At 74.5% G+C, this 14,198-nt stretch carries 12 protein-coding genes and 1 pseudogene; 8 read left to right on the forward strand and 5 right to left on the reverse strand.

Going from position 1 to position 14,198, the window contains the following annotated elements:
• Nucleotides 1-3 precede the first annotated feature (3 nt).
• The 3 genes from ACZ4V6_RS20045 (at nt 4) to ACZ4V6_RS20055 (ending at nt 3,869) form a co-directional block, all read left to right on the forward strand.
• On the forward strand, nt 4-1,227 hold the full coding sequence (locus ACZ4V6_RS20045; protein WP_467829057.1) for an arginine deiminase: 1,224 nt from the start codon (nt 4-6) through the stop codon (nt 1,225-1,227).
• An 89-nt stretch (nt 1,228-1,316) separates the two neighbouring features.
• Nucleotides 1,317-2,324, forward strand: coding sequence for an ornithine carbamoyltransferase (gene argF / locus ACZ4V6_RS20050; protein WP_467829059.1), 1,008 nt, complete (start codon nt 1,317-1,319; stop codon nt 2,322-2,324).
• A 102-nt stretch (nt 2,325-2,426) separates the two neighbouring features.
• Nucleotides 2,427-3,869 (forward strand): amino acid permease, encoded by a 1,443-nt coding sequence (locus tag ACZ4V6_RS20055; RefSeq protein ID WP_467829061.1) that lies wholly within the window; start codon nt 2,427-2,429, stop codon nt 3,867-3,869.
• On the opposite strand, the gene ACZ4V6_RS20060 is transcribed toward ACZ4V6_RS20055, so the two are convergent.
• Complete coding sequence (locus ACZ4V6_RS20060) at nt 3,826-4,314, reverse strand: ATP-binding protein (RefSeq protein ID WP_467829064.1); 489 nt, start codon at nt 4,312-4,314, stop codon at nt 3,826-3,828. The two genes, ACZ4V6_RS20055 and ACZ4V6_RS20060, sit on opposite strands and share 44 nt — an antisense overlap.
• A 277-nt stretch (nt 4,315-4,591) precedes the next feature.
• On the opposite strand from ACZ4V6_RS20060, the gene ACZ4V6_RS20065 reads away from it, so the two are divergent.
• Together ACZ4V6_RS20065 and ACZ4V6_RS20070 are read left to right on the forward strand one after the other, a co-directional pair.
• Nucleotides 4,592-5,419 (forward strand): enoyl-CoA hydratase family protein, encoded by an 828-nt coding sequence (locus tag ACZ4V6_RS20065; protein ID WP_467829067.1) that lies wholly within the window; start codon nt 4,592-4,594, stop codon nt 5,417-5,419.
• Between the two features lie 6 nt (nt 5,420-5,425).
• Nucleotides 5,426-7,792: a bifunctional salicylyl-CoA 5-hydroxylase/oxidoreductase gene (locus ACZ4V6_RS20070; protein WP_467829069.1), complete on the forward strand. Its 2,367-nt coding sequence runs from the start codon at nt 5,426-5,428 to the stop codon at nt 7,790-7,792.
• Nucleotides 7,793-8,222: 430 nt separating this feature from the next.
• On the opposite strand, the pseudogene ACZ4V6_RS20075 reads toward ACZ4V6_RS20070, so the two are convergent.
• The 3 genes and pseudogenes from ACZ4V6_RS20075 to ACZ4V6_RS20085 form a co-directional block, all read right to left on the reverse strand.
• Nucleotides 8,223-8,867 (reverse strand): annotated as a pseudogene (locus ACZ4V6_RS20075) (sulfotransferase); the annotation flags it as partial.
• A 96-nt stretch (nt 8,868-8,963) separates the two neighbouring features.
• Nucleotides 8,964-9,794, reverse strand: coding sequence for a PaaX family transcriptional regulator (locus tag ACZ4V6_RS20080; protein ID WP_467829072.1), 831 nt, complete (start codon nt 9,792-9,794; stop codon nt 8,964-8,966).
• Between the two features lie 15 nt (nt 9,795-9,809).
• A complete protein-coding gene (locus tag ACZ4V6_RS20085; protein WP_467829640.1) occupies nt 9,810-11,543 on the reverse strand; it encodes an AMP-binding protein in 1,734 nt (577 codons plus the stop codon).
• Nucleotides 11,544-11,607: 64 nt separating this feature from the next.
• On the opposite strand from ACZ4V6_RS20085, the gene ACZ4V6_RS20090 reads away from it, so the two are divergent.
• Both ACZ4V6_RS20090 and ACZ4V6_RS20095 read left to right on the forward strand, forming a co-directional pair.
• Nucleotides 11,608-12,813, forward strand: coding sequence for an acyl-CoA dehydrogenase family protein (locus tag ACZ4V6_RS20090; protein ID WP_467829075.1), 1,206 nt, complete (start codon nt 11,608-11,610; stop codon nt 12,811-12,813).
• Entirely contained in the window at nt 12,810-13,208 is a 399-nt protein-coding gene (locus ACZ4V6_RS20095; protein ID WP_467829077.1) for a RidA family protein, read from the forward strand. The genes ACZ4V6_RS20090 and ACZ4V6_RS20095 overlap by 4 nt, the downstream gene beginning before the upstream one ends.
• A gap of 40 nt (nt 13,209-13,248) precedes the next feature.
• Here ACZ4V6_RS20095 and ACZ4V6_RS20100 read toward each other — a convergent pair whose 3' ends face one another.
• Nucleotides 13,249-13,443 carry a DUF5999 family protein gene (locus ACZ4V6_RS20100; protein ID WP_467829079.1) on the reverse strand — a complete coding sequence of 65 codons (195 nt, stop codon included), beginning with the start codon at nt 13,441-13,443 and terminating at the stop codon, nt 13,249-13,251.
• A 242-nt stretch (nt 13,444-13,685) separates the two neighbouring features.
• Here ACZ4V6_RS20100 and ACZ4V6_RS20105 point away from each other — a divergent pair, with 242 nt between their 5' ends.
• Nucleotides 13,686-14,123 (forward strand): DUF6299 family protein, encoded by a 438-nt coding sequence (locus ACZ4V6_RS20105; protein ID WP_467829081.1) that lies wholly within the window; start codon nt 13,686-13,688, stop codon nt 14,121-14,123.
• Nucleotides 14,124-14,198: the final 75 nt, after the last annotated feature.

Raw genomic sequence — 14,198 nt, forward strand, 5'->3', positions numbered from 1 at the left:
GGCATGGGATTCCACGTCGACTCCGAGGCCGGGCGGCTCAGCCGCGTCATCCTGCACCGGCCGGATCTCGAGCTCAAAAGGCTCACCCCCAGCAACAAGGACGCCCTCCTCTTCGACGACGTGCTCTGGGTGCGCCGGGCGCGCGCCGAGCACGACGGGTTCGCCGACGTGCTCCGCGACCGCGGGGTCGAGGTGCACCTCTTCGGCGACCTGCTCGCCGAGACCCTCCAGGTCCCGGCGGCCCGGCGGCTCGTCCTGGACCGGGTCTTCGACGAGAAGGAGTACGGAGTGCTGGCCACGGACCACCTCCGGGCCGCCTTCGAGACCCTGCCCGCCCCCGAGCTCGCCGAGGTCCTGGTCGGCGGCATGACCAAGCGGGAGTTCCTGGAGGCGCACACGGAGCCGACCTCCGTGCGCTTCCACGTGATGGAGCTGGACGACTTCCTGCTCGGCCCGCTGCCCAACCACCTGTTCACCCGGGACACCTCGGCCTGGATCTACGACGGCGTCTCCATCAACGCCATGCGCCGGCCGGCCCGGCAGCGCGAGACGGTCCACTTCGAGGCGATCTACCGGCACCACCCGCTCTTCCGCGACGAGGCGTTCCCCCTGTGGTCCGAGGGGCAGGCCGACTACCCCTCCACCATCGAGGGCGGGGACGTGCTGGTCATCGGCAACGGCGCCGTGCTCATCGGCATGAGCGAGCGGACCACCCCCCAGGCCGTGGAGATGCTCGCCCACAAGCTGTTCGCGGCCGGCTCCGCGCGCACGATCGTGGCCCTCGACATGCCCAAGCGGCGGGCCTTCATGCACCTCGACACCGTGATGACCATGGTCGACGGCGACACCTTCACCCAGTACGCCGGGCTCGGCATGCTGCGCTCGTACACCATCGAGCCCGGCGTGGGGGAGAAGGAGCTGAAGGTCACCGACCATCCGCCGGAGCACATGCACCGCGCGATCGCCGCCGCGCTCGGACTGGGCGAGATCCGCGTCCTGACCGCGACGCAGGACGTCCACGCGGCCGAGCGCGAGCAGTGGGACGACGGCTGCAACGTCCTGGCCGTCGAGCCGGGCGTCGTCGTCGCCTACGAACGCAACGCCACCACCAACACGCACCTGCGCAAGCAGGGCATCGAGGTGATCGAGATCCCGGGCAGCGAGCTGGGCCGGGGCCGGGGCGGGCCGCGCTGCATGAGCTGCCCGGTGGAGCGCGCGGCCGTGTAGCTCCCCCGCGGGCGCCGGCGCCGCATATAAATTCAGAAGTTCGTATACACTTCCAGGAGTCCCAGCCCCTGCACCTCTGGAGCGCCCCCATGGCGACAGTCCCGACCGCCCTCGCCGGCCGCCACTTCCTCAAGGAGACCGACCTCACCGCGGACGAGTTCCGCGGCCTGGTCGAGCTGGCCGCGGAGCTGAAGGCCGCCAAGAAGGCCGGGACCGAGACGCAGCACCTGCGGGGCAGGAACATCGCGCTGATCTTCGAGAAGACCTCCACGCGCACCCGCTGCGCCTTCGAGGTCGCCGCCGCCGACCAGGGTGCCTCGACCACGTACCTCGACCCGTCGGGCTCGCAGATCGGCCACAAGGAGTCGGTGAAGGACACCGCCCGCGTCCTCGGGCGGATGTTCGACGGCATCGAGTACCGCGGCGACAGCCAGCACAAGGTCGAGGAGCTGGCCGCCCACGCCGGGGTGCCCGTCTACAACGGCCTCACCGACGACTGGCACCCCACCCAGATGCTCGCCGACGTGCTCACCATGACCGAGCACAGCGCCAAGCCCCTGCCGGAGATCTCCTTCGCCTACCTCGGCGACGCCCGCTTCAACATGGGCAACTCCTACCTGGTCACCGGCGCCCTGCTCGGCATGGACGTGCGCATCGTCGCCCCGAAGGACTACTGGCCCGCCCAGGAGGTCGTCGACGCGGCGCGGGAGCTCGCCGGGGGGAGTGGGGCGCGCATCACCCTCACCGAGGCCGTGGACGAGGGCGTGCGCGGCGCCGACTTCGTCGTCACGGACGTCTGGGTGTCCATGGGGGAGCCCAAGGAGGTCTGGGCCGAGCGGATCGCCGCGCTGTCCCCGTACGCGGTGACCATGGACGTCCTGCGCGCCACCGGCAACCCGGACGTGAAGTTCCTGCACTGCCTGCCCGCCTTCCACGACCTGGGCACCAAGGTCGGCCAGGAGATCTTCGAGGCCCACGGCCTCGACTCCCTCGAGGTCACGGACGAGGTCTTCGAGTCCGCGCACTCGGTCGTCTTCGACGAGGCGGAGAACCGCCTGCACACCATCAAGGCCGTCCTGGTCGCCACTCTCGCCTGAGCGGCACCGATAAACTGACCGGCGGCCCGGAGCCACCCCTTCCGCGCCGCCGGCCGCGACCACCGTCGCGCCTCGCACCACCAGAAACGAGCACCACCCCTCATGCCCGCTCCCCGCATCAAGTCGCCCCGAGACCTCGTCGCCGAATCCGGCGCCGACCGCGAAGGCCACGGCCTGAAGCGCACCATGGGGCTGTTCCAGCTCGTCTGCTTCGGCGTCGGCGCCATCGTCGGCACCGGCATCTTCGTCGGCCTGTCCGACTCCGTCGCCGAGGCCGGCCCGGCCGTCGTCGTCTCCTTCGTGCTCGCCGCGATCACCTGCGTCTTCACCGCGTTCGCCTTCGCCGAGCTGGGCGGCGCGATCCCCGTCTCCGGCTCCTCGTACTCCTTCGCCTACGCCGGACTCGGCGAGCGCACCGCCTTCCTGGTCGGCTGGTGCCTGCTGCTGGAGTACGGCGTGTCGGTGTCCGCGGTCGCGGTCGGCTGGAGCCAGTACGTCAACGAGCTGCTGGACAGCGTCATCGGCCTCCGGCTCCCGCACGCCCTCTCCGCCGGCCCCGCCGACGGCGGCCTGGTCAACCTCCCCGCGGTGATCGTCATCGCCCTGGCCTGCGTGCTGCTGGTGCGGGGCGTGCGCGAGAGCGCCCGGGCCACCGCCGCGATGGCCGTCCTCAAGCTCGCCGTCCTGGTCGCCTTCTGCGCCATCGGCTTCTGCGCCTTCGAGGACGGCAACCTCACCCCGTTCTCCCCGGCCGGCCTCGGCGGCATCGGCGCCGGCACCACGGCCGCCTTCTTCTCGTACATCGGCTTCGACGCCATCACCACCGCCGGTGAGGAGGCCAAGAACCCGCGCCGGGACATCCCGATCGCGATCCTGGTCTGCATCGGCCTGGTCACCCTGCTCTACTGCGCGGTCGCCGTCGCCGCGATCGGCGCGGTCGGCGGCGACACGGTCGGTGACCGGCCCGCCGCGCTGTCCTACGTCGTCGACGAGGTCACGGGCTCCGCGATCGGCGGCGGCGTCGTCGCCTTCGGCGCGGTCGTGGCCATCGCCTCGGTGGTGCTCGCCGTGATGTACGGCCAGACCCGCATCCTGCTGTCCATGTCCCGCGACGGACTCGTCCCGCCGGTGTTCGAGAAGGTCTCGCCGCGCACGGCCACGCCCGTCGCCGGCACCCTGATCGTCGGCGTCGTCTTCGCGCTCCCGGCCGCCTTCGCCCCGCTGGACGCGGTGGTCAACCTGTGCACCATCGGCACCCTGGCCACGATGGCCGCCGTCAACGTCGCGGTGATCGCCCTGCGCCGCCGCGAGCCGGGCCTCGCCCGCACCTTCCGCGTCCCGCTGTACCCGGTGACGCCGCTGCTCGGCGTCGGCTTCTGCCTCTACCTGATCTACGAGACGGGCGCCGCGACCTGGCTCCAGTTCGCCGTGTTCCTCGCGGTGGGCCTGCTGGTCTACTCGGCCTACGGACGCCGGCACTCCCGGCTCGCCCGGGCCGGGCTCACTCCGCGGGACCCCGCTGAGCGGGAACCCCAGGAAGCCTGAACCAGACCGCCTTGCCGGAGTCGGTGGGGCGGTGGCCGCAGGACGAGCTCAGGGCGCGGATCAGCAGCAGACCGCGCCCGTGCTCCTGCCAGGGGTCGGGCGGCTCCTCGTCCGGGAGCGTGAGGTCGCCCGGCGGCCGCGGGTCGGGGTCGTGCACCTCGACCTGGCAGCCGGTCGGCAGCAGCTCCACCACCAGCTCGATCGGCGCCCCGCCGGAGGTGTGCTCGACGGCGTTGGCGACCAGCTCGGCCGTCAGCAGCTCCGCGGTGTCGCTGTCGGCCGAGTGCTCCAGTTCGGCCAGGGCCGTACGCACCAGGGCACGGGCCACCGGCACGGCCGCGGTGGTGTGCGGCAGCGCGATGCGCCAGAGGGCGGGGGCAGAGGGGCGATCGTGCACGGCGAGTCCGTTCCGGAGCAGGCGGTCCTGTCCTGCTTTCAACCTCATGAATGGTACGGCGCCCCCGGCGGAGCCCTTCGACGGGCACCGCACGGGACCTTCGGCCCCGGTACCGGGCGGCCTGCCCGGGGGAACGTCCTCCCCGCCCCGGTGCTCCCGCCGTCACCGCGTTGTCGGTGCCCGGTGACGGATGTGACGGAAGCCGATCGTCCGCAACCCGGACCCACCTGGCCTATCGCGTACTCGTGACGATAGTCACAGAAAAGTGATAGCTTCGAGGGGCAGCGCTCGGTGATGCCGTGCCCGTCCCAGGAGGCCGCCCGCCATGAGTCCCTTCACCGGCTCCGCCGCCCGCACCCCCGACTGGCGGCACCTGCGCGTCGATCTCACCGACGGTGTCGCCACCGTCACCCTGGCCCGCCCCGACAAGCTCAACGCGCTGACCTTCGAGGCCTACGCCGACCTGCGCGACCTGCTCGCCGAACTGTCCCGGGAGCGGTCCGTGCGGGCCCTGGTGCTGGCCGGCGAGGGGCGCGGCTTCTGCTCCGGCGGCGACGTCGACGAGATCATCGGCGCCACCCTGTCCATGGACACCGCACAGCTCCTGGACTTCAACCGGATGACCGGCCAGGTGGTGCGGGCCGTGCGGGAGTGCCCCTTCCCGGTGGTCGCCGCGCTGCACGGCGTCGCGGCCGGGGCGGGGGCCGTCCTCGCCCTGGCGGCCGACTTCCGCGTCGCCGACCCCGGCGCCCGTTTCGCCTTCCTCTTCACCCGCGTCGGCCTGTCCGGCGGCGACATGGGCGCCGCCTACCTGCTGCCCCGGGTCGTCGGCCTCGGTCACGCCACCCGCCTGCTGATGCTCGGCGAACCGGTGCGCGCGATCGAGGCCGAGCGGATCGGCCTGATCAGCGAGCTCACCGACGAGGGCCACGCCGACGAGGCCGCCCGGGCCCTCGCCCGCCGCCTCGCCGACGGCCCGGCCCTGGCGTACGCCCAGACCAAGGCGCTGCTGACGGCCGAGCTGGACATGCCCCTGGCGGCAGCGGTGGAACTGGACGCCTCCACCCAGGCCCTCCTGATGAACGGCGAGGACTACGCGGAGTTCCACGCGGCCTTCACGGAGAAGCGCCCCCCGAAATGGCGAGGGAGGTAGGGCGGCATGCTCTCGGCCAAGGGAACCGGTCCCACCTCGGGGGCGCGGGGAACCGCGCGACCGGCCACGACGAACCCGCACCCCCCGGCGGACACCACCCACCCCCTGCGCACGGCGGTCATCGGTGGCGGCCCCGGCGGCCTCTACACCGCCGCCCTCCTCAAACGCCTCGCCCCCGACCGCGAGGTCACCGTCTGGGAGCGCAACGCCCCCGACGACACCTTCGGCTTCGGCGTCGTCCTCTCCGACGAGACCCTCGGCGGCATCGAGCACGCCGACCCGGAGGTCTACGCGGCCCTCCGGAAGGACCTCGTCCACTGGGACGACATCGACATCGTCCATCGGGGCACCCGCCAGACCTCCACGGGACACCGCTTCGCCGCCCTGGGCCGCCGCCGCCTCCTGGAGATCCTGCACGCCCGCTGCCACGCCCTCGGCGTGGACCTCCGCTTCCGCGCCGAGGCCCCGCACCCGGACCGGCTCGCGCGGGCGTACGACCTCGTCGTCGCCGCCGACGGGGTGCACAGCACCACCCGGGACGCCTACGCGGAGGTGTTCCGCCCGCACGTCACCTCCCACCGTTGCCGCTACATCTGGCTGGCGGCCGACTTCGCCTTCGACGCCTTCCGCTTCGAGATCGCCGAGACCGGGCACGGCGTGATGCAGCTGCACGGATACCCGTACGCGGCCGACGCGTCGACCGTCATCGTCGAGATGCGCGAGGAGGTGTGGCGGGCGGCCGGCCTCCACCGGCTGGACGAACGCGCATCCGCCGACCGCTGCGCCGAGATCTTCGCCGACGCCCTCGGCGGACGGCCGCTCAGCTCCAACAGGTCGGCGTGGACCACCTTCCGCACGGTGGTCAGCGAACGCTGGTCGCACGGCAACGTCGTCCTCCTCGGCGACGCCGCCCACACCGCCCACTTCTCCATCGGCTCCGGCACCAAGCTCGCCGTCGAGGACGCCCTCGCGCTCGCCGCCTGCCTGGACGAGCAGCCCTCGCTCAAGGAGGCGCTGGCCGCCTACGAGGAGGAGCGGCGCCCCGTCGTCGCCTCCACCCAGCGGGCGGCCCGCGCCAGCCTGGAGTGGTTCGAGGACCTCGCCCGGTACCTGGACCAGCCGCCCCGCCGCTTCGCCTTCAACCTGCTCACCCGCAGCCGCCGCGTCACCCACGGCAACCTGCGGCTGCGCGACCCCCGCTTCACCGAGTCCGTCGAGCGCGAGTTCGGCTGCCCGCCCGGCACGCCCCCGATGTTCACCCCGTTCCGGCTGCGCGGCCTGACCCTGCGCAACCGCGTCGTCGTCTCCCCGATGGACATGTACTCCGCCACCGACGGCGTCCCCGGCGACTTCCACCTGGTCCACCTGGGCGCCAGGGCGCTGGGCGGCGCCGGGCTGGTGATGACGGAGATGGTGTGCGTCAGCCCGGAGGGCCGCATCACCCCCGGCTGCGCCGGCCTGTACACCGGACGGCAGACCGAGGCGTGGCGGCGGATCACCGACTTCGCGCACGCCCGGGCGCCCGGCACCGCGATCGGCGTGCAGCTCGGGCACAGCGGGCGCAAGGGCTCGACCCGGCTGATGTGGGAGGGCATGGACGAACCGCTCCCGGAGGGCAACTGGCCCCTCGTGGCCGCCTCCCCGCTGCCCTACCGGCCGGACAGCCAGGTTCCGCGCGAGCTGTCCCGGGCGCAACTGACGGACGTGCGCGAGCAGTTCGCGGCCGCCGCCGTCCGCGCCGCACGTGCCGGTTTCGACCTGCTCGAACTGCACTGCGCCCACGGCTACCTGCTCTCCGGCTTCCTCTCCCCGCTCACCAACCACCGCACGGACGCCTACGGCGGCACCCTGGAGAAACGGCTCCGCTTCCCGCTGGAGGTCTTCGACGCCGTACGCGGCGTGTGGCCGGGGGAGCGGCCCATGACCGTGCGGATCTCCGCGACCGACTGGGCCGAGGGCGGCACGAGCGCCGAGGAGGCCGTGGAGATCGCCCGTGCCTTCGCCGCGCACGGCGCCGACGCGATCGACGTGTCCACCGGACAGGTCGTGGCCGACGAGCGGCCGGAGTTCGGGCGGTCGTACCAGACGCCCTTCGCGGACCGCGTCCGGCACGAGGCGGGCGTCCCGGTGATCGCCGTCGGCGCCATCTCCTCCTGGGACGACGTCAACTCGCTGATCCTGGCCGGACGCGCCGACCTGTGCGCCCTCGCCCGTCCCCACCTGTACGACCCGCACTGGACGCTGCACGCGGCGGCCGAGCAGGACTACGCGGGCCCGGGCGCCGTCTGGCCGGCGCCGTACCGGGCGGGCAGCCGCCGCCCGCGGACCGGGCGCACCGACGCCCCCAGGCCCCGGCTCGCGCTGCGCGACTGACCCGGCTCAGGAGGCGTCGTCCCAGGCCGTGCGCATGGCGCACAGGGGTGAGGGGCTCCGGTCCGCCCCGGGCAGCGGGTGGCCCGGGCGCCGTCTGGCCGGCGCCGTACCGGGCGGGCGGCCGCCGCCCGCGGACCGGGCGCGCCGACGCCCCCAGGCCCCGGCTCGCGCTGCGCGACTGACCCGGCTCAGGAGGCGTCGTCCCAGGCCGTGCGCATGGCGCGCAGGGGTGCGGGGCTCCGGTCCGCCCCGGGCAGCGGGCGGCCCGGCCGCACCGTGCCGGTGCGGATGTTGCCGCGCCGGCCGCCGAGGCCCTGACCAGCCCGGCGCCGCTCCTCCCGCCGTGGTGCGGCACGGCCGGTCCGTGGCCGAGGCCGAGGAACGCGCACGGGCGGCGCATCTCCCGCTCGGGGGCCGCGGTGATGTCCTCGTGGCGCACGGCGAAGCCGTCGGCGTCGGCGGTGCGGGCCTCCTCGACGGCCGTCAGGCAGAGGGCAGCACGTCCCCGACGGCCTTGTCGTAGGACCGCGTCGACGGGGTCGCTCTCGGGCCAGGAGCGGGCGACCGACTCGGGGTGGCGCGGCGGGAACACGAACCGGGCGTCGGGCCGGCCGTCCTTCGGGCGCCGGTGCACGCAGACGTCGGCCGGCGTCTTCCCGGCGACGAAGTCCTGGCCGGACCCGAGCGGTTCACGGTGCGGGACGCGGTCCCACGGCAGGTGCTCCGGGTCGCCGCGCTCCGGTCCGAGGGCGCCCGTCGCCCGCTGGGAGAACCAGTCGGTGCGGGTCACCTCCATCCGCCCGAGGCGCAGTTCGTGCGGGGCGTGCGGACACGGGCGGACTCCCGGCACCATGCGCAGCAGGGTCGAGCCGGAGCGGACGGACGAGATGACGAGGACCGGTTGCCGCGGCAGCCGCTCGGTCTCCGGCTCCCCGCCCGACGGACACCGGTACGGGGCCGCTTGGCGCCTCGCGGCCCGCGGCGCGGGCTTCGGCGCCGTGGGCCGGGGAGCCCACCGCGCCCGGAGGCCGGTGGCGACGGTCAGGGCCCGGTTCGGGCTCCGCGTGGGACTCATGGGCCGGGACGCCGGGCAGGGAAACCGGGAAGAGGGCCGGAAGGGGCTGAGGGCTCCCTTGCCGCAGGCGAAGGCGGCGCGGATCCCGGCGACGGCTCAGATCGGTTCCCGAGCCGCGAAGGCCGCCCCGGCGTCCCGGAGCCGCTCGTGCAACGCCCGGAAGACGGCCGCCGAGCGGGTGCCGGGCCAGTCGGCGGGCAGCAGCCGGGCCGGCAGGCCCGGATCGGTGTAGGGGAGGTGGCGCCAGGAGTCCAGGGCCAGGAGGTAGTCCCGGTACGCCTCCTCGGGCGGGGTGTCCGGACGGCGCTCCCAGGCGCGCAGCACGCGCGCGTGGCGGTCGAGGAACGCCTCGTGCTCCTCGGCGATCGCGGCCAGGTCCCACCACCGCGCCACCGCCTCGGCGGTCGGGGAGAAGCCCAGGTGCTCCCCGCGGAAGAAGTCCACGTAGGCGTCCAGGCCCAGGCGGGCCAGCGTGTGCCGGGTCTCCTCGTACAGCCGGGCCGGGGCGATCCACACGCCGGGCGCGGCGGTGCCGAAGCCCAGACCGGCCAGGCGGGAGCGCAGCACGTGCCGTCTCTGCCGCTCCGACTCGGGCACGGAGAACACGGCGAGCACCCAGCCCTCGTCGGCGTACGGCGCGGTGGCGTAGATGCGCCGGTCCCCGTCCTCCAGCAACTGCCGTGCCTCGACGGACAGTTCGTACCCGGCCGCACCGTTGACCGTTCGGGCGGGCAGCAGCAGTCCGCGCCGCTTCAGCCGCGACACCGACGAACGCACGGAGGGCGCGTCCACCCCCACCGCGGCCAGCAGCCGGATCAGTTCGGCGACGGGCACCGGGCCCGGCGCGAAACGGCCGTAGGCGCCGTAGAGCGTGACGATCAGGGACCTCGGGGCGTGCTGCGCGTGCTGGTCGGACACGTCGATCATCTTAGATCGCCGGCATCAGCCCTGGTCACCCCGGGTCTTGGGGGCGGCCAGGAGCCTGTACCGCTGGAGCTTGCCGGTCGCCGTGCGCGGCAGCGCGTCCCGGAAGTGGATCTCGCGCGGGCACTTGTACGGCGCCAGCTCGGACCTGAGGTACGCGCGCAGGGCCTCGCCGTCCCGCTCGGCGCCGTCCTTCAGCACCACGTGGGCCACCACGACCTGCCCGCGCGCCGCGTCGGGCCGCCCCACCACCGCCGCCTCCACCACGTCCGGGTGCCGCAGCAGCGCGTCCTCCACCTCCGGCCCGGCGATGTTGTACCCGGCGGAGATGATCATGTCGTCGGCGCGCGCGACGTAGCGGAAGTACCCGTCGGGCTCGCGGACGTAGGTGTCCCCGGTGATGTTCCAGCCGCCCCGCACGTACTCCCGCTGCCGCGGATCGGCGAGGTAGCGGCAGCCGACGGGCCCGCGCACCGCCAGCAGCCCGGGCTCCCCGTCCGGCACGGGCCCGCCGTCCGCGTCCTGCACGCGCGCCTGCCACCCCGGCACCGGCACGCCCGTGGTGCCGGGCCGGACGGCGTCGTCGGCCGCCGAGACGAAGATGTGCAGCAGTTCGGTGGCGCCGATGCCGTTGATGATGCGCAGGCCGGTGCGCTCGTGCCAGGAGTGCCAGGTGGCCGCCGGCAGGTTCTCGCCCGCCGAGACGCAGCGCCGCAGACACCTCACGTCGTACGCGTCCAGCTCGTCCAGCATCGCCCGGTAGGCCGTCGGCGCGGTGAACAGCACCGACACCCGGTGCTCGGCGACCGCGGGCAACAGCTGTCTCGGCCCCGCCTGTTCGAGCAGCAGCGCGCTCGCCCCGGCCCGCATCGGGAAGATCACCAGTCCGCCGAGCCCGAAGGTGAACCCGAGCGGCGGACTGCCCGCGAAGAGGTCGTCCGCGCGCGGCCGCAGGACGTACCGGGAGAAGGTGTCGGCGACCGCGAGCACGTCGCGGTGGAAGTGCATGCACCCCTTGGGGCGCCCGGTGGTGCCCGAGGTGAAGGCGATCAGCGCGACGTCGTCGGACGCGGTCGCCACGGCCGGGAACGGGGTGTCCGGCGCGACGCCGGCTTCCGCGCGGGCCGGCAGGTCGCCGGGCGCGTCCCCGCCGTACGTCGTGATCTGCAGCCCCGGGATCTCCGCCTTCGCGAGGTCGTCGACGGCGCGGACGTCGCACAGGGCGTGCCGCACGCGGGCGATCTCGCAGATCGCGCGCAGCTCGTGCGGGCGCTGCTGCGCCAGTACGGTGACCGCCACCGCGCCCGCCTTCAGCACCGCCAGCCAGCAGGCGGCCAGCCACGGGGTGGTGGGGCCGCGCAGCAGCACCCGGTTGCCGGGGACGACGCCGAGGCCGCCGGTGAGCAGATGCGCGATCCGGTCGACGCGGGTCCGCAACTGCCCGTACGTCCAGACGTCCCCGGACGCGGTGCGGAAGACCGGGCGGTCGCCGGGCGGACCGGTGAGCAGCTCGGCGGCGCAGTTCAGGCGGGCCGGGTAGCGCAGTTCCGGCAGGTCGAAGCGGAGCTCGGGCCACTGGTCGGGGGGCGGAAGGTGCTCGCGCGCGAACGTGTCGACGTGGGCGGAGGGGTGCGGTCCGGCGGGGTGGGGATCCGCTGCGCGCGGATCCGCGGCGTGCGCTTCTGCCATGACGGTTCGCCCCCTTTGTCGTGGTGGGCTCGCGCATCGAGCGTATCGTGTCGGTGACGGCAGTCAACGGTGCGCGATAACCTCGGGTGTGGCCCGGTGGGCAGGGGAGCAGGGGAAGGGACCGGCGATGACCGCATTCTCGCTCGAACCGGCACGACTCGCCTGGTGCGAGCGGCTGCGCGCCCTGGCCGCCGAACGGCTGCGCCCCCTGGCCGACGAGGGCGAGCCGGGCCGCGTCAACCGCCCCCTCGTCGCCGCACTCGGCGCCCTCGGCCTGCTGCCCCGCCTGTTCACCTCCGGCGCCCTCGACCTGTGCCTGATGCGCGAGTCCCTCGCCTACGCCTGCACGGAGGCCGAGACCGCGCTCGCCCTCCAGGGGCTCGGCGCCCACCCGGTGTACGCCCACGGCACCGAGGCCCAGCGCGCCCGCTGGCTGCCCCGCGTGAGCGACGGAACCGCGGTGGCCGCCTTCGCCCTCAGCGAGCCCACGGCGGGCTCGGACGCGGCGGCCCTGGCCCTGAGGGCCGAGCCGGGACAGCCGGGACAGCCGGCACAGCCGGCACGGCCGACCGGCGCCGCCCCGGCCGCGGAACCCGACGGCCGCTCCGCCTGGCGGCTCACCGGTGAGAAGTGCTGGATCTCCAACGCCCCCGAGGCCGACTTCTACACCGTCTTCGCCCGCACCACCCCCGGCGCCGGCGCCCGCGGCGTCACCGCCTTCCTCGTGCCGGCCGACCGTCCCGGCCTCACCGGCACCCCCCTCGACATGCTCTCGCCGCACCCCATCGGCGCCCTGGCCTTCGACGCCGTCCCCGTCACCGCCGACGACGTGCTCGGCGAGCCGGACCGCGGTTTCCGCGTCGCCATGGGCACCCTCAACCTGTTCCGCCCCAGCGTCGGCGCCTTCGCCGTCGGCATGGCCCGCGCGGCCCTGGACGCCACCTTGGCCCACACCTCGGCCCGCGACGCCTTCGGCGGCAAACTCCGCGACCTCCAGACCGTCTCCCACCAGGTCGCCGAGATGGCCCTGCGCACCGAGGCGGCCCGCCTCATGGTGTACGCGGCGGCGACGGCGTACGACGAGAACGCGCCGGACGTGCCGAAGCGCGCCGCGATGGCCAAGCTCCTCGCCACCGAGACCGCCCAGTACGTCGTCGACACGGCGGTCCAACTGCACGGCGCCCGCGCCCTGCGACGCGGCCACCTCCTCGAACACCTCTACCGCGAGGTCCGCGCCCCCCGCGTCTACGAGGGTGCGAGCGAGGTGCAGCGCGACATCATCGCCAAGGAGCTGTACCGCACCGAGGACACGACCGGGGAGGCCGGCACATGACCGCCGAACGCGTGAACCCGCCCGGCCTGTCCCCGCCCACCGGCTTCTCCCACGCCGTCGTCGCCACCGGCACCCGCGTCGTCTTCCTGGCCGGCCAGACCGCGCTGGACAGCGACGGGAAGGTCACCGGCGCCACCCTCCCCGAACAGTTCGAGAAGGCCCTCGCCAACCTCCTCGCCGCCCTGCGCGCCGCCGGCGGCACCCCCGCCGACCTGGCCCGCGTCACCGTCTACGCCACCGACGTGGCCGACTACCGCCGCCACGCCGCCGGCCTCGGCCGCACCTGGCGCGAACTCGCCGGCCGCGACTACCCGGCGATGGCGGTGGTGGAGGTCGTCCGCCTGTGGGACGAGCGGGCGCTGGTGGAACTGGACGGCTTCGCCGTACTGCCCTGAGCGCCCCGCCGTCACCGTCCCGGGGCGGTCCCCGCGACGATCAGGCGGCCGCCGCCGGACGCTCGGCGGGCGCCCGGCGCGGCGCGACGGCACGGCCGTCGGGCAGCAGCTCACCGGTGTCGTCGAAGACGACGCCGCCGTCGCACAGCAGGTTCCACCCCTGCTCGGGACGGGCGGCGACGACGTGCGCGACGGGGGAGTCGGCCGCGGGGCAGGAAGGCCGGTGGGAACACATGGCGCACCTCCACGTCATGGGGGCCGTCCCGTCGGTGGGACCGCCCGTACGCACCGACCGTGCGCCCCGCGGGCGGCCTTCGCCAAGGGGCGGCGGCCGAACGTGACAGCACCCGGACGGCACGGCGACGGTTCCACGACGGCCGGCGCGGACTCGCCACCGAAGGAGTGAGGGTCACCCCCTTCGGACCGCCCGCCCGGTACGAGTGGAATCCCTCATTCCGATCGACCGGGAGGTCTCCCATGTCCCTGCGCCCCGCCGCCCTCGCCGCCCTCGCCGCGGCCGCCGGCGCCGCCCTGCTGCTGCCGGCCGCCCCCACCGCGACCGCGAAGGCCGACGCCGCCGAGACGGTGACCGTCGACCCCACCGGCCGCATCGCCGCGGACGGCACCCTCACCCTCTCCGGGACCTACCGCTGCACCGGCAACACCGGCCCGGTGTACGTCAGCTCCACCGTGAGCCAGGGCGACGACCCCGACGACCACGGCATCGGAGGCACCCGCGCGGTGTGCGACGGCCTCCAGCACCGCTGGACCAACACCGGCAGACCCTCCCGCGCCCTGCAGCCCGGCGCGGCCCACGTCGACGCCACCCTGATGGAGCTGCGGCCGTTCGGCATCATCCCGCTGCCGGTCTTCCACGCCCTGAACGCACAGGACGTCACCCTGGTCCGGGGCTGAGCCGCGCCGCGGCCGCGCCGGGCGGCCCGGGCCACGTCACTCCGCCACCGCCGGACCCGTCGGGAGACCGCCGGG

This window comes from Streptomyces sp. NPDC029152, assembly GCF_055564355.1.